Source organism: Chromobacterium sp. IRSSSOUMB001, assembly GCF_023507765.1.
Classification (GTDB): Bacteria; Pseudomonadota; Gammaproteobacteria; order Burkholderiales; family Chromobacteriaceae; genus Chromobacterium; species Chromobacterium haemolyticum.
Genome location: NZ_JALCYU010000016.1, coordinates 16,805 through 33,919, shown reverse-complemented (window position 1 = coordinate 33,919; position 17,115 = coordinate 16,805). Strand labels below are relative to the sequence as shown.

General features: G+C 62.3%; 19 protein-coding genes and 1 tRNA gene. 7 read left to right on the top strand and 13 right to left on the bottom strand.

Features of this window, described 5'->3' with window-relative positions; translation table 11 throughout:
* Nucleotides 1-2 precede the first annotated feature (2 nt).
* Together MOV80_RS19140 and MOV80_RS19135 are read left to right on the top strand one after the other, a co-directional pair.
* On the top strand, nt 3-530 hold the full coding sequence (locus MOV80_RS19140; protein ID WP_019104213.1) for an RDD family protein: 528 nt from the start codon (nt 3-5) through the stop codon (nt 528-530).
* A 247-nt stretch (nt 531-777) separates the two neighbouring features.
* Complete coding sequence (locus MOV80_RS19135; RefSeq protein WP_043589836.1) at nt 778-1,245, top strand: DUF1842 domain-containing protein; 468 nt, start codon at nt 778-780, stop codon at nt 1,243-1,245.
* Between the two features lie 229 nt (nt 1,246-1,474).
* On the opposite strand, the gene MOV80_RS19130 is transcribed toward MOV80_RS19135, so the two are convergent.
* Both MOV80_RS19130 and MOV80_RS19125 read right to left on the bottom strand, forming a co-directional pair.
* Nucleotides 1,475-1,813, bottom strand: a complete 339-nt coding sequence (locus MOV80_RS19130) for a DUF1484 family protein (protein WP_019104215.1) — start codon at nt 1,811-1,813, stop codon at nt 1,475-1,477.
* Between the two features lie 693 nt (nt 1,814-2,506).
* Nucleotides 2,507-2,776 carry a hypothetical protein gene (locus MOV80_RS19125; protein WP_019104217.1) on the bottom strand — a complete coding sequence of 90 codons (270 nt, stop codon included), beginning with the start codon at nt 2,774-2,776 and terminating at the stop codon, nt 2,507-2,509.
* 316 nt (nt 2,777-3,092) lie between these two features.
* On the opposite strand from MOV80_RS19125, the gene MOV80_RS19120 reads away from it, so the two are divergent.
* Nucleotides 3,093-3,500 (top strand): hypothetical protein, encoded by a 408-nt coding sequence (locus tag MOV80_RS19120; protein ID WP_019104218.1) that lies wholly within the window; start codon nt 3,093-3,095, stop codon nt 3,498-3,500.
* 58 nt (nt 3,501-3,558) lie between these two features.
* Here the strand turns inward: MOV80_RS19120 and MOV80_RS19115 are convergent, their stop codons facing one another.
* From MOV80_RS19115 to MOV80_RS19105, 3 genes are read right to left on the bottom strand one after another with little or no spacing between them, the layout of a single operon-like run.
* Nucleotides 3,559-6,369, bottom strand: coding sequence for an AAA family ATPase (locus tag MOV80_RS19115; protein ID WP_043589832.1), 2,811 nt, complete (start codon nt 6,367-6,369; stop codon nt 3,559-3,561).
* On the bottom strand, nt 6,369-7,133 hold the full coding sequence (locus tag MOV80_RS19110) for a hypothetical protein (protein WP_019104220.1): 765 nt from the start codon (nt 7,131-7,133) through the stop codon (nt 6,369-6,371). Before MOV80_RS19110 ends, MOV80_RS19115 begins: the two co-directional genes overlap by 1 nt.
* Entirely contained in the window at nt 7,133-8,410 is a 1,278-nt protein-coding gene (locus MOV80_RS19105) for a hypothetical protein (protein WP_232060427.1), read from the bottom strand. The genes MOV80_RS19110 and MOV80_RS19105 overlap by 1 nt, the downstream gene beginning before the upstream one ends.
* Nucleotides 8,411-8,564: 154 nt before the next feature.
* Between MOV80_RS19105 and MOV80_RS19100 the strand changes: the two genes are divergently transcribed.
* Together MOV80_RS19100 and MOV80_RS19095 are read left to right on the top strand one after the other, a co-directional pair.
* The gene (locus MOV80_RS19100) at nt 8,565-9,692 is read left to right on the top strand and encodes a succinylglutamate desuccinylase/aspartoacylase family protein (protein WP_249605399.1); all 1,128 of its coding nucleotides are present in this window, start codon (nt 8,565-8,567) and stop codon (nt 9,690-9,692) included.
* 17 nt (nt 9,693-9,709) lie between these two features.
* The gene (locus tag MOV80_RS19095) at nt 9,710-9,946 is read left to right on the top strand and encodes a DUF333 domain-containing protein (protein WP_019104223.1); all 237 of its coding nucleotides are present in this window, start codon (nt 9,710-9,712) and stop codon (nt 9,944-9,946) included.
* A 27-nt stretch (nt 9,947-9,973) separates the two neighbouring features.
* On the opposite strand, the gene MOV80_RS19090 is transcribed toward MOV80_RS19095, so the two are convergent.
* The 8 genes from MOV80_RS19090 to rplU form a co-directional block, all read right to left on the bottom strand.
* Nucleotides 9,974-10,132 (bottom strand): hypothetical protein, encoded by a 159-nt coding sequence (locus MOV80_RS19090; RefSeq protein WP_176218461.1) that lies wholly within the window; start codon nt 10,130-10,132, stop codon nt 9,974-9,976.
* 91 nt (nt 10,133-10,223) lie between these two features.
* Nucleotides 10,224-10,991: an ATP-binding cassette domain-containing protein gene (locus MOV80_RS19085; protein ID WP_019102445.1), complete on the bottom strand. Its 768-nt coding sequence runs from the start codon at nt 10,989-10,991 to the stop codon at nt 10,224-10,226.
* A 16-nt stretch (nt 10,992-11,007) separates the two neighbouring features.
* On the bottom strand, nt 11,008-11,721 hold the full coding sequence (locus tag MOV80_RS19080) for an ABC transporter permease (RefSeq protein WP_019102446.1): 714 nt from the start codon (nt 11,719-11,721) through the stop codon (nt 11,008-11,010).
* The gene (gene hisQ, locus MOV80_RS19075; RefSeq protein ID WP_039755483.1) at nt 11,718-12,407 is read right to left on the bottom strand and encodes a histidine ABC transporter permease HisQ; all 690 of its coding nucleotides are present in this window, start codon (nt 12,405-12,407) and stop codon (nt 11,718-11,720) included. Before hisQ ends, MOV80_RS19080 begins: the two co-directional genes overlap by 4 nt.
* Before the next feature lie 204 nt (nt 12,408-12,611).
* Nucleotides 12,612-13,391, bottom strand: a complete 780-nt coding sequence (locus MOV80_RS19070; protein WP_081575147.1) for an ABC transporter substrate-binding protein — start codon at nt 13,389-13,391, stop codon at nt 12,612-12,614.
* Nucleotides 13,392-13,843: 452 nt separating this feature from the next.
* A complete protein-coding gene (gene obgE / locus MOV80_RS19065; RefSeq protein ID WP_019099927.1) occupies nt 13,844-15,004 on the bottom strand; it encodes a GTPase ObgE in 1,161 nt (386 codons plus the stop codon).
* Nucleotides 15,005-15,134: 130 nt separating this feature from the next.
* The gene (rpmA, locus tag MOV80_RS19060; protein ID WP_019099926.1) at nt 15,135-15,410 is read right to left on the bottom strand and encodes a 50S ribosomal protein L27; all 276 of its coding nucleotides are present in this window, start codon (nt 15,408-15,410) and stop codon (nt 15,135-15,137) included.
* A 12-nt stretch (nt 15,411-15,422) separates the two neighbouring features.
* The gene (gene rplU, locus MOV80_RS19055) at nt 15,423-15,734 is read right to left on the bottom strand and encodes a 50S ribosomal protein L21 (RefSeq protein WP_039753142.1); all 312 of its coding nucleotides are present in this window, start codon (nt 15,732-15,734) and stop codon (nt 15,423-15,425) included.
* Nucleotides 15,735-15,925: 191 nt separating this feature from the next.
* On the opposite strand from rplU, the gene ispB reads away from it, so the two are divergent.
* Both ispB and MOV80_RS19045 read left to right on the top strand, forming a co-directional pair.
* Complete coding sequence (ispB, locus tag MOV80_RS19050; RefSeq protein ID WP_039753140.1) at nt 15,926-16,894, top strand: octaprenyl diphosphate synthase; 969 nt, start codon at nt 15,926-15,928, stop codon at nt 16,892-16,894.
* 19 nt (nt 16,895-16,913) lie between these two features.
* Nucleotides 16,914-16,988, top strand: a tRNA-Arg gene (locus MOV80_RS19045).
* Nucleotides 16,989-17,115: the final 127 nt, after the last annotated feature.

Here is a 17,115-nt window from a genome sequence, read left to right as displayed (position 1 = left end):
AGATGCAAGAGGGCGCGGAAGAACTGGAATACGTCGGCTTCTGGCTGCGGGTGCTGGCCAGTCTGGTCGACACCCTGCTGCTGTGCCTCGTGTTGGCTCCGGCGATCTGGCTGCTGGCCAGCGCAGGCGGCGAAACCAGCCGCGTGGCGGAAAGCGGCGACGGCTGGATGATGCAGGCCTTCATGATGCAAGGCCGCTTTGAGTTGAGCCCGTTGGCCGGCCTGATGATCAACTGGGTGCTGCCCGCGGCGGCGGTGCTGGCCTTCTGGTGGTTCAAGAGCAGCACGCCGGGCAAGATGCTGCTGGGCGCTCGCATCGTGGACGCCAAAACCGGCGCGCCGATGACGCCGGGGCAAGCGGCGCTGCGCTATCTAGGCTACTTCGTATCCTGCTTCCCCTTCTTGCTGGGCCTGATCTGGGTAGGCCTGGACGCCCGCAAACAGGGTTGGCACGACAAGATCGCCGGCACCGTGGTGGTGCGGGCCAAGCGCCTGGGCAAACAGCCTGTGCGCTTTGAGCAACAAGCCTGATTTTCCCTCGCGCCGCCAGCCCCGGCGGCGCGATTTTCTACCCCTCCCCACCCTAAGCCCGCGCGCAAGCCCCATCCCCTCTTTATTTCCAACTGCCATTAAGTACGGCTGAAAATAAAATCAAAGGTTATATAACTACAGGGCAGCAGCGGTTACCGCCGCGGCTCGCACATCGCCATTGGGCCTGGACGTCCCACCAGACGCTCCAACTTCTCATCTGATGTTATTGATCTCAAGGAGTCCAAACATGACTATCGATCGCGATCAAAAATCCGGCCTGTTCATCGTCAGCTACAACGTCAACAAACCCGGCCAGGCGGGCGGCCTGAACCTTCGGCTGGACCTGACCGTGTACACCCCGTCGCGCCATATCACCGGCCGCGCCACCATCACCCACGCCACGCTGCAGCCGCTGGTGTTCGAGCACCCGATCCAGGGCCGCTACGAAGAGCAGGGCCGCGACATCGAACTGCATCTGGTGGGCGCGCCGCGCCTGCACGAGCAGCACGCGCAAAACCAGGCCCACGCCGCCGGCCACGCGCTGCTGGAACAGTTCTTCTTCGACGGTCAACTGAAAGACGGCTGGCAAGCCGGCAACAACTCCAAGGCGCGCTACGCCTTCTTCCAGAACCAGCAATGGCACGAGCAGCTGGGTCAGGAAGTACGGCTGGCGGATGAAATCAACAACGCGATCAAAGCGCTGAACCTGCGCTAAGAACACGTTTACGATCTCGCAAGCTAAGGCGAGACAAGGCGAAAACGGCTGAGAAAGCGGAATGTACGAGTGGTACATGAGCATTTCGAAGCGGATTTCAACGCCGTATCGCCGACGCGCAGCAGATCGTAAACATGGTTCTAAGCGCATGCACCCGGTTCCCTAACCGGGCCATCCATCAGTACCCGAAGCCCGCCCCCAGGCGGGCTTCGGGCGTTTTGGCGCTGGCTCAGGCGCGTATTCCGTCGAACTGATCGTCCAACGCCTGGCAAGCCTCGGCCAAGCGTTGCTGCACCGGCTCCAGCAAGGCCCACAGCGTACGGCCCGGCAATTGCGCCTGTCCGCTCAAGCTCAGCAGTTGCAGCAGCAAGGCCAAAGCCTGCTTGCACTGGATGACGTGGTCCAGGATGTCGTCGATTTCACCGATCGCGTGGTCCAGCCAGGCTAGTTGAGTGTCGATCAAGGCCAGGCTCTCGTGCTCCATCCGCATCTGATGCAGACGGTTCAAGGTGCGGGCCAGCTCCCGACGCGGGCTCTGGGACGAAGCGGCAAGCGGCAGCGCAGTCATGGCCGGGCCTCCTCAGAGTGCGGAGATAGCAAAGGGGATGGTAATGAGAAATGAGACAAATAGCGGATGAGCATGGGGCCTCCTTCTTCGAAAAGATCGGCCCGACACCCGTTTCCACTCGGGTGGCGGGCAGGCGGCAGGGGTGGAAAACCGACAAGAAGGCAATCGGCAGGCGCTAGGCCTCCCTGCCACCCCCCGCCTTGCAGACGTGGAACGGCTCAGACGCGCGCATACAACGCGTCTGCCTTCTTAATAGCAATACGGGTTTCCACTCCCGGTGCCGCTATGGCGGCGGCACGGCAAGGATTGTTGCTTGCCTATCCATCAGGGTCAAGGCCATGGCGGCCACCGTTCCCGGCTAAGCAGCGAGAACTCCACCACACATGGGGAAAAACAGGCACGTGACAGGGTTAGCGAACCGGCGCACTGAGAACCGGCAGACCATCAAGGTCTCCCTGCCACTGCCTGCCATAGGAAACACAACTACGTTGCTTTAAATAGATGCGAGAAAACCACTCTCGACAGAGGAATCAATACATTTAGGGCGCCAAATCCGGCTCCGCCAATTGAACAACCCGACCAAGATTGTACTTGCCGGTTCATCAGGGTCAAAGCCATGGCGGTCGGCGTAAAAATCAACACCCCGCCTGGCGGGGCGTTGGCCAGCAATGGACAAAGCTGCTCGGAAGTTCTCTACCTATCGTCCTCTTCCCGACCATCCTCGACATCGTCCCGGGCCTGGAAGAACACATGCTTGAACACATCCAGCCGCACCGGGTCCAGACGCCGCTCCGCGGCGCTCAAAATCGCCTCAGGGTCAAAGTCGTTGTCGGACTCGTAGACGAAAAACGGCTCTTCGTCGTCGATCTCGTACACGGAAATGACCAATACGCCATTCGTCCGCAGTTCCAGCTTGAGCTGCGCCATGGGAATGGCGCTGCCCACCAAGTCGCGTTCTTCCATTTCAAACCCGCCTTCTCACTACGCCCATGCCTCCTCCTCAGCATAGGCCAGAGACGGCGGACCGCCATTCAAGCGTCCCTGTCCCGCTCAAGCGCGCCATCGCCGCTTGCCCGCCCCGGTATTAAGGACTGGCATGCGGCGCTTGCTGATCGCTCCGCGCTCGCCTATCTTCACAAGCAAATGGCATTAATAAAATGAAAGATAATTGCCATTTGTATAAGTAGGCGACATTTAAGCGCCATTTCACGACGCTAACGCCTCGCCGGCAAGGCAGCCCGCTTGCCGACGGTTCTCAACCATTACCTGAAGGAATGCCATGAATCCCCCACTCAACTTCCTGTTCCGCCGCGTCGCGGCCTTGCTGGCCGTCAGCGCGCTGTCTCTGACCGCCGGCGGCGCGCTGGCGGCCAACATCAGCGGCAGCCTGCCCAATTACAAAAACAGCGGTATCACCTTTAACTACGTGGAGCAAAAGAGCGGCGGCTCCGGCCCCGGCGCGCGCGGCATCCGCATTTACATCGCCGGCGGCCGGGACCAGAGCTACAAATTCAACCCCAACCCCCACGACGACCCTTGGTACAACAAGAACCAGACCAAGTTCTACCGCCAGGCGGCCGAGGCGCTGGCGGACGCTTACATCGCCAAGAACCCGAATCCGGCCTTCCCGCGATACGGCTTCAAGTCCACGATCAACGGCATCGAGTACAGCTACAACCAGCCATGAGCGGCGGTGCCCGCCCAATAGAAAAAAGCCGCCCCTAGGGGCGGCTGCGCGGTCTGGCTCAAACCGGCTCGCCGCCGTCCACTCGGCGGCGGGTTTGCAGAATGGGCGGCGCCCATTGCTCGCCCGGCCGCTTCTTGCGGGTGGCCAGCGTCAGCTCCGACGGCGCGAAGATATTGATGTTGTGGGTATTCGGCGTAGTGATCAGGTACTGCGCCTCGGTGGCTTTGAGGAAGCCGGCGACGCGGTCGATGTTGAAGATGTCCAGATGGGCGAACGGTTCGTCGATGAAGACGAAGCCGGACGGGTTGGACTCGTCCATCATCAGGCCGATCAACAGGATTAGCGACTTCATCACCTGCTGGCCGCCGGAGGCCTCGCCATCGTTCATGCCCATCAGGCCCTTCTGGTCGAAGTTGAACCTGAGCACCAGCCCTGCCTGGGCCAGCGCGGCGTCGTCGTTGGACAGCTGCGGCAGTTCCACTTCCACCTGGATACCGGCCAGCTCGCCCAGACGCTTGACGTTTTGGCCGTAGACGCGGACGGTGGCGCGCAACTTGCCCATATAGGCGGCGCGCGCTTCGTCGGTGAGTTCACGCGAGCGGTCCACTTCACTCTGGCGGCGCTGACGTTCGCGGTCCAGAGCGGTCAGATCCTCCACCAGCTTGTCCTTCAAGGCCAGCACGGCTTCGTCCTGCTCCCAATCGCCGTTTTGCAGCCGCTCTTCCAGGTAGTTGAGCTGATGCTTGGCATCCGCGGCGGTATCGAACTCGCTTTCGAGCGCTGCGACGTTATCCGGCGCTAGCGCCGCATCAGGCAGACGCTCCGCCCATTCGCGCAGTTCGGACAGCAGGCGTCGCACTTGGCGACGCGCCTGCTCCACTTCCTGTTGTTTTTGGCGGAAGGCGGCCAGGCTGTCCTGTTCGCGCTGGCAAACGCGGTCGTGCGCCAACCGAGCGTCGCTGTAGCGCTGATCGGCGGCTTCCTTCTCCGCGCTGACAAGGCCCAGCGCCGCGCCCAAGCGGGCGATTTCGCTTTCCAGCCCCTGCTTGCGCGTTTCCAACGCGGCAAACTCTTCGGCGCGGCTGTCCAGTTGGCGGATGGCGTCCATGCCGCCCAGGTATTCAGCCAAGCCGGCGGCCTCGCGGGTGGCCGCCACCAAGCGCTCTTCGTCGGCCAGGATGCGCGTGTTCAACGCCTTCAAGGCTTCGCGCACCGCCAGCAGCCGCGATTGGCGCGCGGCTTCGCCGAAGGCGAACTCATGCGCCGGCACGCCGATGTGGCGCGCGCCGCGACGTTCGCGGAAGTAGCCGTCGCGGGTGATCCAGTCTCCGCTGACGTCGGCGCCCTGCTCCGCGCTGTCTACGCGGCTGACGCTGTTCAACTGCCGGTACAGCCACTCGGGCGCGTCGGCGGAGAAGCGCACCACTTCCATCAGGCTGCCGGCGTTGGCGCGCGGCGGGCTGCAGCGCTCCGGCACCACGAAGTGGCGATAACGCAGTTTCTCGCCGATGCGCCAGGCTTCGCGGCGGTCGCTTTCGCGTTCCAGCAGCACCACATGGCGATAGCCGCGCAACAGCGCTTCCACCGCCGCCTGCCAGTTCGGGTCCAGCACTTCCACGATATCGGACAACATCAGATGGCCAATGCCGGCCTCGTCCAGCGCGGCCTTGAACTGGCGCACGTCTTCCGGCGCGCGGCCGCGGCCGATTTCCAGCGCCTCCAGATGCTGGGAGCTGTCCTGGCGCTGCTTTTTCAGTTCGCGCAGGCCGTCCTTCAATTGCTCGGCTTCGCCGCGCAGCGCGGCCAGCTTATCGGCCAACTGGGCGGCGTCGGCGCCGTATTCCTTGCTGGCCAGCGCTTGCAGCCGGTCCCGTTCCTTGAGCTGACCGGCCACGCCTGCGTGCTCGCCCTTGGCCGCCATGAAGGCTTCCTGCGCGCCGACGCGGGCGGTTTCCGCCGCCTTGCGCGAGGCGTCGGCGGCCACTTCCGCGGCCTTGAGCTTGGCCACCAGCTGCAAGGTGTCGGCATGCTCGCCCCGGGCCTGGTTCAGCGAGTGGAAATTGCCCCGGTAGTTTTTCCAGACATTGCCGAGCGCGGACTTGGCGTCCAGATAGGCCAGCACCGGCAGCGCCTCGTCGCGCAGCCGGGCGATGCCGGTATTCAGCTGCCGCCATTCCAGATAGCGGTTGGCGCGGGTCTTCATGGTTTCCACCCGCGTCTGCAGCGCTTCTTCCTGACGGCTCAGCGATTCCAGTTCCAGCTCGGTGGCGCGTTGCTCGTCGCGGGCGCGCTGGTAGTTGTCCAGCACGTCCTTATCGCCAAAAACCTGGAACACCAGGTCCAGCAGTTGGCGCGGGCTGTATTCGGTGAGTTTGTCGGTATCGCCCTGTTCCAACGCCAGCACTTCGGCTACCGCCGGGGTCAGGCCAGCCATTTCCAACCGGCGGCGGTATTCCTGCACGCCCAGCCATTGGGCCTGGCCTTCGGCCTGCTCCAGCGGCACGTCGCCGTCCAGAATGGCGTAGTGGCGCACCCAGTCCCCGCCTTGCTTCTTGACCCGGCACAGCAAGGTGACAGCGTCCGCGACGATGGGGAAGAAGGGCGTCGGATACAGGCCGCCGCTGGGGCGACGCGGGTTGTCCACCACGCCGCGCAGATAGGCGAAGGGCTCTTTGTTGTTGCGAACGTAGCGCTTGTAATCTCGCTTGCCCGAGCATTTGATCGCCAACAGGGTGCGCATCGCGTCCAGCAAGGTGGTCTTGCCGGAGCCGTTGGGGCCGATGATGGTGACGATCTGCGCGTCCAACGGCACGGTCAGCCGCTGCCAGAAGTCCCAGTGCACCATTTCCACCGATTTCATCTGGAACATCAGCGCGTCTCCTCGTGGGCCGCGTCCTCGTCCGGCGGCAGGTCAAACAGCGGGCCGGCGGAGTCGTCGGCGTCCGCGGCGGCATCTGCCTCGTCCTCGGTCGCTTCCGCGCGCTTGTCGGCCAGCGCGTCGCGGCCTTCGCGGCGCAGCAGCACATCGGCCAGCGCGCCTTCGATGATGCGCGGCGCCAGCTGGGCGTAGTCGATCATCAGGTCCAGCATCGGCCCTTCGTCCAGCCAGCGGTTGCGGCGCACGATGAAGCCCAGGTTGACCAGGCGGCCCAGGTTGGCGTTGAAACGGGTGCGGCCGCCCAGCGCCTTGCCGAAGTCGGCGTAAAGCGCGTCCTCGGACACGCCGGTGGACACGGCCTCGCCGGTTTCCAGCGGCTTTTGCGCGCCGAACATATCGCTCTGATTTTCCTTGCCGGCCTCCACGCGGGCGATCTGGCGCTCGCGCTTGGGCAGAATGATCAAGGACCACAGGATGACCAGCAACGCCACGCCGTCGCGCGGCAGGCCCAGGTTGTTGTTGAGCCAGGCGTCGCCGGAGCCAAACACCGGCTCGGTCATTTCCGGCAGCAGCGCCACGGCCACATGCTCGGCGTAGGGGTTCTCCACCAAGCGCAGGCCGACGGCGGCCAGGCTCTTGTCCAACTCTAGGCGGAAGCTGTCGTCCAGCAGCGCCTTCTTCGCCAGCGCGTCGCCGCGCGGCACCACCCGGTGCGCCAGCAGACGGGCGGTCAGGGTTTTGATTTCTGTTTCCATTAAGAACCTTTTTGCGCCGCGGCCACCAAGCGCGCGTCGGACAGCGACGCCACTTCCGGGTGGTCCGGCTCGATCACGCGCTCGCCGCCTTGCAGGCTGAACGGCAGCTTGGCCAGCGCGGCGACGATGCTTTGGTCGTTACTGGTTTCCGGGTCGCCGATCAAAGACAGCAGCGACAGCCGGTAGGCGGTTTCGTTGTAACTGTCGGCCAGCACAGCCTGGCTGATGTGGGCGTCGGCCGCGCCGGACATGCCCAGCTCCAGCAAGGCGTCGTACATGGCCTCGGCCTCCAGCAAGCGCTCCATTTCCGGCGCGTCGGCCAGCGGCGCGGCTTCCCCGCCCGGCAGCGTCATGGAGCCGGCCTTGGCGCGCTCCCGCGCCAGCAGTTCGAATTCAGCCACGTCGGCCAGCTCCGGCGTGGACAGGAAGGCGGGCTCGGGGGCGATGGACAGACAGGCGTCCAGCTTGTGCGCCAGCTGGCCGGCCGCCATGCGGCGCAGCCAGTCCGCGATGTCGGTGGAGGTGAGGCCGGAGCCGCCCAGGTGCACGCGCTGCGAGGCCAATTGCGCCAGCCGGCGCTCAAACGTGCCGGCCAGCGCCAGCATGCGGCTTTGCGCCAGCGCGATGGCCTGGGCCTGATTGAGCACCAGCAGGCTCAGCGTGTCGTCCTGGGTCAGGCTCTTGACCACTTCGGTGGATTTGGCCACCCAGCGCCACACCGCTTCCAAGCGGTGCTGGGCGGCGCGGATACGGAATTCGGATTGCGACTCCAGCGCTTCCTCGAATTCCGCGTACAGTTCGTTCAAGCGCGCCAGCAGGTGTTTGAGCGCCTCGTCGGACACCTGGCCCACCGCCTGGCCGGCGGCCACTTGGCTGGTCAGATAGCCCAGCTCCACATCGTCGCCGGCAAAATCCACCATGGTGGCCAGCGCCGCCAGCGCGACGCGCGCGCCTTCGGACAGCTGGTAGACGCCGCCGTCGCTGTCGTAAACCAGAAGGCCGCCTTCGCGCAGCCGGCCCAGAATGGTGGCCAGCTTGGTGTCGTTCAAATAGGCGAAACGCTGGGCGATTTCCTGCGGCGTCCATAGCGGCGCTTCGGCTCGGCCGCCCAGTTCCCGCAACACCAGCAGCCGCATCAGCACTTCTTCGTCGCCGCCGCGGAACAGGGTGACGAAGACGGCGAGATAAGGCCAGGCGCCGGTCAGGCGCGACACCGCCTGCAAGGAGGCGGGCTCGATGCCGGGCTGGAAGAAGTCGGAGAGAGAATCCAAGGGCACTCCACCACGCACGCGGGCGTGGAATGGCAAAAGCCATGATTGTCCGGGGGGCATGGTCGTTCGTCAACGCATGTCCGCGCGGCGGCCCTATCTTGCCTCGGCAGGTTTGGAATAAGATTCCACGACCGAGCCGCACACCGTAAGAGGAGAACCCATGTACACCCACCGCCAGCCCTTGCTGTCGCCCAGCCTGGGCAGCCAGCGCGATCTGACCAGCTTCCATTTCGGCGTGCCGCAAAGCGGCCAGAAAATCTATATCCAGGCCAGCCTGCACGCCGACGAATTGCCCGGCATGCTGACCGCCTGGCACTTGAAGCAAGGCTTGCAGCGACTGGACGCCGCCGGCCTGCTGCGCGGCGAGGTGATCCTGGTGCCGGTGGCCAACCCCATCGGCCTGAACCAGAACCAGAGCGAAAAGCTGCTGGGGCGTTTCGATCTGCAAACCGGCCAGAACTTCAACCGCTATTACCCGGTGCTGTCCGAAACGATTTTCGAGGCGGTGAAAGGACAGCTGGGCCGCGACGGCAAGGCCAATACCGCGCTGATCCGCGCGGAAGCGCGCCAGCAATTGGGCGCGCTGCGCGCCGACAGCGAGCTGCAGTCGCTGCGCCACACGCTGATGAAGCTGGCCTTCGACGCTGACGTGGTGCTGGATCTGCACTGCGACTGCCGCGCCGACCTGCACCTGTACACCGGCACCCCGCTATGGGAACAATGCGAGCCGCTGTCGCGCTATCTGGGCGCTTGCGCCACCCTGCTGGCCACCGACTCCGGCGACCATCCCTTCGACGAAGCCTGCAGCCAGCTGTGGTGGCAACTGCGCGATCTGGCGACGGCTGAAGGCCTGGACGCGCAGATCGACATGGCCTGCCTGGCGGTAACGGTGGAACTGCGCGGCGAAAGCGACGTCCATCACGATTACGCGCGCCAGGACGCGGAAGGCATCCTCAACTTCCTGCGCCACCGCGGCGTCATCGCCGAAGCCGCGCCGCCGCTGCCGGAACTGCCCTTCCCCGCCACGCCGCTGGCAGGTTCGGAAAACCTGTACGCACCACATGCTGGCGTGGTGGTGTATCACGCCCAACCGGGCAGCGAGGTGGCCAGCGGCGAACTGCTGGCCGAAGTCATCGACCCGATCAGCGATCGCTGCAGCGAGATCCGCGCCAACCGCCCGGGCATGTTGTACGCCACCAGCGCCCGCACCTACACCACCACCGGCCTGTCGCTGGCCAAGGTGGCCAGCCGCGAGGCCTTTAAATCCGGCAAGCTGTTGTCGGCCTGACCTTGAAAGGAAACCGCATGAGAATCTTGATTTGCGCCGCCGCGCTGCTGGGCCTGAGCGCCTGCAGCCAGACCAAGGCCCCGGAGCGCCCAGCGGTGGGCATGGCTAATCCAGCCTCGGTGTATTGCGTGGAAAAAGGCGGCAAGCTGTTGCCGCAAAAAGACGCTCAGGGCAATGAGTACGCGCTGTGCCAGCTGCCGGACGGCCGCACGGTGGAAGAATGGACGCTGTTCCGCGCCGACCATCCCCAATAGCCGCGCCCGGCTTATCCACAGCCTTTTTCATTTTCCTGATTTATCCACAAGCCTGAAAACAACGAACCCGCCGGTCATGATGCGCCGGCGGGCTGTATCCCCCTTGAGCAGGGTAAAACTAAGAACCGGTTTACGATCTGCTGCGCGTCGGCGATACGGCGTTGAAAACATCTTCGAAATGCTCATGTACCACGCGTACATTCCGCTTTCTCAGCCGTTTCCGCCTTGTCTCGCCTTAGCTCGCCTTAGCTCGCAAGATCGTAAACACGTTCTAAGATCACTTCAGGCTGCCGGACAAGAAAGCCTTCAGCCGCTCGCTCTTGGTATTGCCGAACACCTCGTCCGGGCAGCCCTCCTCCTCCACCCGCCCCTGATGCAGGAACATCACGTGGTTGGACACATTGCGGGCGAAGCCCATCTCGTGGGTAACCACGATCATGGTACGGCCCTCCTCGGCCAGCGCCTGCATCACTTTCAGCACCTCGCCCACCAGTTCCGGGTCCAGCGCCGAGGTGGGCTCGTCAAACAGCATGACTTCCGGCTCCATCGCCAACGCGCGCGCAATTGCCACCCGCTGTTGCTGGCCGCCAGACAAATGCGCCGGGTACTTTCCCTGCGCGTGCTCGTCCAGGCCCACCTTGCGCAGGTATTTGACCGCACGCTGGGTGGCCTCCTCCTTGGAAATCCCCAACACGTGCACCGGCGCTTCGATCACGTTCTCCAGCACCGTCATGTGCGCCCACAGATTAAAGTGCTGAAACACCATGGCCAGCTTGGTGCGCATGCCTTGCAGCTGCTTCTGGTCCGCCGGCGTCAGCTCGCCGTTCTTGGTGGTGGCCAGGCGGATGGGCTCGCCATTGAGGCTGATGCTGCCCTGATTCGGCTTTTCCAGGAAGTTGATGCAACGCAGAAAGGTGCTTTTGCCTGAGCCTGACGAACCGATGATGCTGATCACGTCGCCGGCCTTGGCCGTCAGCGAAACGCCTTTGAGCACCTCGTGACTGCCGTAGCTCTTGTGAATGTTCTGGATATTCAGCTTGTCCATCTTCTTAATCCGTTTCTCAGGTTTTCGCCGGCTGCAAATAGGCCAGCCATCTGGTCTCGGCCTTGCGGAACAGGCCCACCAGGACGAAGGTGACGCCCAGATAGATCAGGGCGGCCAGACCGAAGGCGTTGAAGGAGTCGTAGGTGGCGGCGTTGACGTCCCGCGCCACTTTCAGCACGTCCGGCACGGTGGCGGTAAAGGCCACGGTAGTGGCGTGCAGCATCAGGATCACTTCATTGCTGTACGCCGGCAGCGCGCGGCGCAGCGCGGATGGAATGATCACCCGGCGGTAGAGGGTGAACTTGCTCATGCCGTAAGCCCGCCCTGCCTCAATCTCGCCGTAAGGGGTGGCCTTGATCGCTCCGGCGAAGATCTCGGTGGTGTAAGCGCAGGTGTTGAGCGCGAACGCCAGGATGGTGCAGTTGTAACCCTCGCGGAAGAAGTGGTTGAGGAACCCCACCTCCCGCACCGCGTCCAGGCTGTACATGCCGGTGTAGAAGAACAGCAGCTGCACATAGAGCGGCGTGCCGCGGAACACATAGGTGTAGAACCAGACGCTGCGCGCCAGCCACTTGACCTTGGATACCCGCGCCACCGCCAGCGGGATGGACACGACAAAGCCGAAGGCGATGGACAGCACCAGCAGCCACATGGTGACGGCGAGGCCGGAGAGATGGTAGCCGTCCGACCACAGGAAGGGACGCCAGTATTGTTGAATGATGTCAATCATAGCTCGGCCTCCCGCACGCCCATGGAATAACGGCGCTCCAGCCACATCAGCACGAAGTTGGACACCGTGGTGAGCAGCAGGTAGATCGCCCCGGCCACCAAGGTGAAGAAGAACACTTTGTAAGTGCTCTTGCCTGCGTCTATCGACACTTTGACCACATCGGTCAGGCCGATGATGGACACCAGAGCGGTGGCTTTCAGCATCACCTGCCAGTTATTGGAAATGCCGGGCAAGGCGAAGCGCATCATCTGCGGGAACTGGATGCGGGAAAACACCTGCCAGTGGCTCATGCCGTAAGCGGTGCCGGCCTCCAGTTGGCCCTTGGGCACGGAGATGAAGGCGCCGCGCAGCGTTTCGGTAAAGTAGGCGCCATAGATGAAGCCCAGGGTCACCACGCCGGACACAAAGGGATTGAGATCAATCCGCTCCATGCCTTGCCATTCGGTCAGATGGTTGATGCCGATCTGCAGGCTGTAAAAAATCAGCAGCATCAGCACCAGGTCCGGCACCCCGCGGATCAAGGTGGTGTACAACGTGGACACGCCGCTCAGCAAGGGATTGCTGGACAGCTTGGCCCCGGCCCCGATGAGGCCGATGAGAAAAGCCAGCAGCAAGGACAGCACCGCCAGCTCCAGCGTCACCAGCGTGCCGTCCCAGATAATGGAACCAAATCCATGCAAAAACATGCTCATCCCCTTTCAGGAACGGCGACGGTGGGCGTCGGGCCGTTCCTGACTTGCGCAAAAGACGAGCCGCCGACAAAACGGATGGCCAACTCCGGCCACGGAGGCGCTGCGGGTTCCAATGCAACGGTTTTGTCGGCGGCTTACAAGAGCCGGCTCAAAGTCTGCCGCACTGCGGCGATACGACTCTGAACAGGCTCTTACGGTTTACTTGCCGTAAACGTCGAAGTTGAAATATTTCTTTTCAATCTTCTGGTAAGTGCCGTCTTTGAGCATGCCGGCGATGGCTTTGTCGATGTCGGCCTTCAGTTCCTTGTCTTCTTTGCGCAAGCCGATGGCGGCGCCTTCGCCCAGGGTTTTCGGGTCCACCAGTTCTTTGCCGGCAAAAGCGAAGCCCTTGCCTTCCGGCTTCTTCAGGAAGCCTTCATCCGCCTGCACCGCGTCTTGCAGCGAGGCGTCCAGGCGGCCCGCCGTCAGGTCGGACAGCACTTGGGTCTGGTTCTGGTAAGGCACCACTTCCACGCCGGCCGGCGCCCAGTGTTTCTTGGCGTAGGCTTCCTGGATGGTGCCCTGCTCCACGCCCACGCGCTTGCCCTTCAGCGAGGCCGGGGTGGGCAGCAGGCCGGAACCGCTCTTGGCCACCATGCGGGTAGGAGTGTTGAACAATTTGGAGGAAAAGCTGATTTCCTTCATCCGCGCTTCCGTCACCGACATCGAGGACAGCACGCCGTCGAATTTCTTGGCTTTCAAGGCCGGGATCATGCCGTCGAAATCGTTTTCCACCCACACGCACTTGGCTTTCAGGCGCTTACAGATTTCATTGCCCAGATCGATGTCGAAGCCCACCAACTGGCCATTGGGCGCTTTGGATTCAAACGGCGCGTAACTGGCGTCCACGCCGAAGCGGACTTCCTTCCAATCCTTGGCCCATGCTCCGATAGACGCGGTCATCAGACCCAGGGCCATCACAGCCAATGCTTTCTTCATTTGCTTCTCCTCATAGACTTCATCTACAGCCAACGGTGAAAACCCCGGGCCGACGGCCGGGCATAGGTATTTCACAAGATAAAGCGCTTGGGGCTTTTGCCCTCTAGATTTGCTCCAGCTCCGCAAGGGGCTGAGCGGTTCATGTTATATAAATAGAGCAATTTGTCTATACCGTCTCTCACGCCCGGATACCATGACGCGCCCAGCCAGCTCTTTGTCATGCCAAGCAACGCGATTAATGACTTTAGATTCCAGGGAGCGGCACAAACCTGCGCTTTATTGAGGAAAAAATACAACATCCAGGTGCCAACTCAAGTAACGCTTGGTATCCACGTACGAGAAAAGGAAGGGGAAGATGGGCGCAGGCAGAAACCGCATGCAAAAAGGCCAGTCGCTAGACTGGCCTTGTTGCTTGCCGTGAATGCCGACGCGCGGCGGGCTTGGACGGACTCTTATTCTTCGGTCGTATCCTGATGCATGGCCGCATCCGGCGTAATCACGGTTTGGCGCGCGGCGGCGGCTTGCTGCTGCGCCTCGTCCGCCAGCTTGCGCTGCTCGGCGCGCACCACGTCCAGGTAGGACATGATGGCGAAAGTCAGCTCGCGGGTGCCTTCGTGGTTCAGCGCGGAGATGCTGAATACACGCGGCGCCTTGATATCGAAGCCGAAACGGTCGTCCGGTTGCTCTTCCGGCCAGCCATAGGCTTTAAGGAAGGCGGACACCGTCAGCTCGCGCTCGTCCGGAGGCAGCATATCCACCTTGTTCAACACCAGCCAGCGCGGCTTACCGTGCAGCTCCTCGTCGTACTTCTTCAATTCCTCGACGATGGCGCGCGCCTCGCGCACCGGATCAACGTCCGGATCAAACGGAGCCACGTCCACCACGTGCAACAACAGGCCCGTGCGCTGCAAATGCTTGAGGAAGCGGTGACCCAAACCGGCGCCTTCCGCCGCGCCTTCAATCAGCCCCGGAATATCCGCGATCACAAAGCTGCGCGTATCGTCCATCCGCACCACGCCCAAGTTGGGATGCAGCGTGGTGAACGGATAATCCGCCACCTTGGGACGCGCCGCCGACACCGCGCGGATAAAGGTGGACTTGCCCGCGTTGGGCATGCCCAGCAGGCCCACGTCCGCCAGCACCTTCAGCTCCAGCTTCAAAGTGCGCTGCTCGCCCTGCTCGCCCGGCGTGCATTGGCGCGGCGCGCGGTTGGTGGAGGATTTGAAATGAATGTTGCCCAGGCCGCCCTTGCCGCCGCGCGCAATCATGATGCGCTGGCCGTGGTGGGTCAAGTCCGCCACCAACTCGCCCGTGTCGTGGTCGGTAATCACCGTGCCCACCGGCATCTTCAGTTCGATATCGTCGCCGCCCTTGCCGTAGCAATCGGCGCCGCGGCCGCGTTCGCCGTGTTCCGCCAGGTATTTTTTAACGAAACGGAACTCCACCAAAGTGTTGACGTTTTCATCCGCCACCGCGTACACGCTGCCACCCTTGCCGCCGTCGCCGCCGTCCGGGCCGCCGAAGGGAACGAACTTCTCTCGGCGGAAACTGGCCACGCCGTTGCCGCCGCGGCCCGCGAACACTTCAATGCGGGCTTCATCAATAAACTTCATGTTTTCAACCTCTGTCTGGCGAGGAGTCAGGGGTCAGGATTGACACGCTTCAACCCTCACGCCTTGCCCCTCGGTATAAAAAAAGCCCTATCGCAGGATAGGGCTTTCTCGGTCACTAGAAAGCGAAAAATTATTCGCCGTCTACGCCGGTGTACGGAACCACATTAACGATCTTGCGCTTCATTGCACCTTTGATGGTGAATTCAACGTAGCCGTCAACCTTGGCGAACAAGGTGTGATCCTTGCCCTGACCAACGTTCTCACCAGCATGGAAGCGGGTGCCGCGCTGACGCACGATGATGGAACCTGCCGGAATCAGTTCGCTGCCGTAAACCTTAACGCCCAAGCGTTTGGCTTCGGAGTCACGACCGTTGCGGGAGCTACCGCCTGCTTTTTTGTGTGCCATGACTGTTTATCCTTACTTCGAAATCGCGTCGATGCGGATTTCGGTGAAGTTTTGACGATGACCCTGATGTTTCTGGTAGTGCTTGCGACGACGCATCTTGAAGATGCGGATCTTGTCGCCACGACCGTGGGAAACAACGGTGGCCTTAACAGTGGCGCCGGCAATCATCGGGGCGCCTACAACAACCTGTTCACCGTCAGCAATCATCAGCACTTCTTCAAGTACGATCTGGCTGTCGACGTCTGCAGGTATCTGTTCTACTTTGAGTTTTTCACCAACGACAACTTTGTACTGCTTGCCGCCGGTTTTTATGACCGCATACATTCGCATGAGCTCCTGAATATAAAAATCTCGCCGCCTATCGCGGGAGAACGCGAAACTATACGGACAGACCGTCAAGTTGTCAATGATTTCATCGACTTAGTCCTAAGGAGTACGCGCCGTGGCGGCTGGAGGGGCTTTTCTGGTAACATTCTTGGCTTTGGCGTACCCATCTCAAATAACTGGTTGAAATCGTGTCCACCCCGCTTTTCCGTACACTGATAGCCGACGACATGCAGGCCGTAGACCGCGTCATCCGCGCCCGGCTGCACTCTGATGTCGTCCTGATCCGCCAGGTAGCGGAATACATCATTTCCGCCGGCGGCAAACGCCTGCGCCCGGTGCTGACGCTATTGTCCGGCCGCGCGCTGGGCCACGGCGGCGAACAATTGCACGAGCTGGCGGCGATGATCGAATTCATCCACACCGCCACCTTGCTGCACGACGACGTGGTGGACGAATCCGACCTGCGCCGCGGCCGCGAAACCGCCAACGCGCTGTTCGGCAACGCCGCCAGCGTGCTGGTGGGCGACTTCCTCTACACCCGCGCCTTCCAGATGATGGTGACCACCCGCAATATGGACATCCTGGCGGTGATGGCGGAAGCCACCAACATCATCGCCGAGGGCGAAGTGCTGCAGCTGCTCAACATCGGCAACACCGACGTCACCGAAGACGAATACCTGCGCGTGATCAAGTACAAGACCGCCAAGCTGTTTGAAGCCTCCGCCCGCGTGGGCGCGCTCAGCGCCGGCGCCAGCGCCGAGCAGGTGCAGGCGATGGCCGAATACGGCATGTACCTGGGCACCGCCTTCCAGATCATCGACGACGTGCTGGACTACAGCGGCGACGCCGACACCATAGGCAAAAGCCTGGGCGACGACCTGGCCGAAGGCAAGCCGACGCTGCCGCTGATCTACACCATGCGCAACGGCAATCCGGAAGCCTCCGCCACCGTGCGCGAGGCGCTGGAACACGCCAGCCGCGATCGTTTCCAGGACGTGCTGGCTGCGGTACAATCCTGCGGCGCGCTGGACTACGCCCGGGCCGAAGCGGTCAAGGTGGCCGAACAAGCAGTCGCCGCGCTGGCGCCGATTCCGGAATCGGACACCCGCCAGGCCTTGGTGGAATTGGCCCGTCTGTCGGTGGACCGCAGCGCCTGACCCAGCAGTTTCTCTAAGCGTCTCCGTAGTTAAATGGATATAACGGCCCCCTCCTAAGGGGCAGTTACAGGTTCGATTCCTGTCGGGGGCGCCACTTACACTTCCAAAGTAGTCCGATAAAGTCCACAAACCCGCGCCAAATAAGGATTTGCGGGTTTTTTTACGTCCAAAGTCGTCCAAACAGGTCCATTGAAAGCCGGGGGCACATGGGGGCATACTTG

Coding starts and splice junctions, on each gene's coding strand:
- MOV80_RS19140 (WP_019104213.1), top strand. CDS start 3: ATGCAAGAGGGCGCGGAAGAACTGGAATACGTCGGCTTCTGGCTGCGG.
- MOV80_RS19135 (WP_043589836.1), top strand. CDS start 778: ATGACTATCGATCGCGATCAAAAATCCGGCCTGTTCATCGTCAGCTAC.
- MOV80_RS19130 (WP_019104215.1), bottom strand. CDS start 1,813: ATGACTGCGCTGCCGCTTGCCGCTTCGTCCCAGAGCCCGCGTCGGGAG.
- MOV80_RS19125 (WP_019104217.1), bottom strand. CDS start 2,776: ATGGAAGAACGCGACTTGGTGGGCAGCGCCATTCCCATGGCGCAGCTC.
- MOV80_RS19120 (WP_019104218.1), top strand. CDS start 3,093: ATGAATCCCCCACTCAACTTCCTGTTCCGCCGCGTCGCGGCCTTGCTG.
- MOV80_RS19115 (WP_043589832.1), bottom strand. CDS start 6,369: ATGTTCCAGATGAAATCGGTGGAAATGGTGCACTGGGACTTCTGGCAG.
- MOV80_RS19110 (WP_019104220.1), bottom strand. CDS start 7,133: ATGGAAACAGAAATCAAAACCCTGACCGCCCGTCTGCTGGCGCACCGG.
- MOV80_RS19100 (WP_249605399.1), top strand. CDS start 8,565: ATGTACACCCACCGCCAGCCCTTGCTGTCGCCCAGCCTGGGCAGCCAG.
- MOV80_RS19095 (WP_019104223.1), top strand. CDS start 9,710: ATGAGAATCTTGATTTGCGCCGCCGCGCTGCTGGGCCTGAGCGCCTGC.
- MOV80_RS19090 (WP_176218461.1), bottom strand. CDS start 10,132: ATGAGCATTTCGAAGATGTTTTCAACGCCGTATCGCCGACGCGCAGCA.
- MOV80_RS19085 (WP_019102445.1), bottom strand. CDS start 10,991: ATGGACAAGCTGAATATCCAGAACATTCACAAGAGCTACGGCAGTCAC.
- MOV80_RS19080 (WP_019102446.1), bottom strand. CDS start 11,721: ATGATTGACATCATTCAACAATACTGGCGTCCCTTCCTGTGGTCGGAC.
- hisQ (WP_039755483.1), bottom strand. CDS start 12,407: ATGTTTTTGCATGGATTTGGTTCCATTATCTGGGACGGCACGCTGGTG.
- MOV80_RS19070 (WP_081575147.1), bottom strand. CDS start 13,391: ATGAAGAAAGCATTGGCTGTGATGGCCCTGGGTCTGATGACCGCGTCT.
- obgE (WP_019099927.1), bottom strand. CDS start 15,004: ATGAAGTTTATTGATGAAGCCCGCATTGAAGTGTTCGCGGGCCGCGGC.
- rpmA (WP_019099926.1), bottom strand. CDS start 15,410: ATGGCACACAAAAAAGCAGGCGGTAGCTCCCGCAACGGTCGTGACTCC.
- rplU (WP_039753142.1), bottom strand. CDS start 15,734: ATGTATGCGGTCATAAAAACCGGCGGCAAGCAGTACAAAGTTGTCGTT.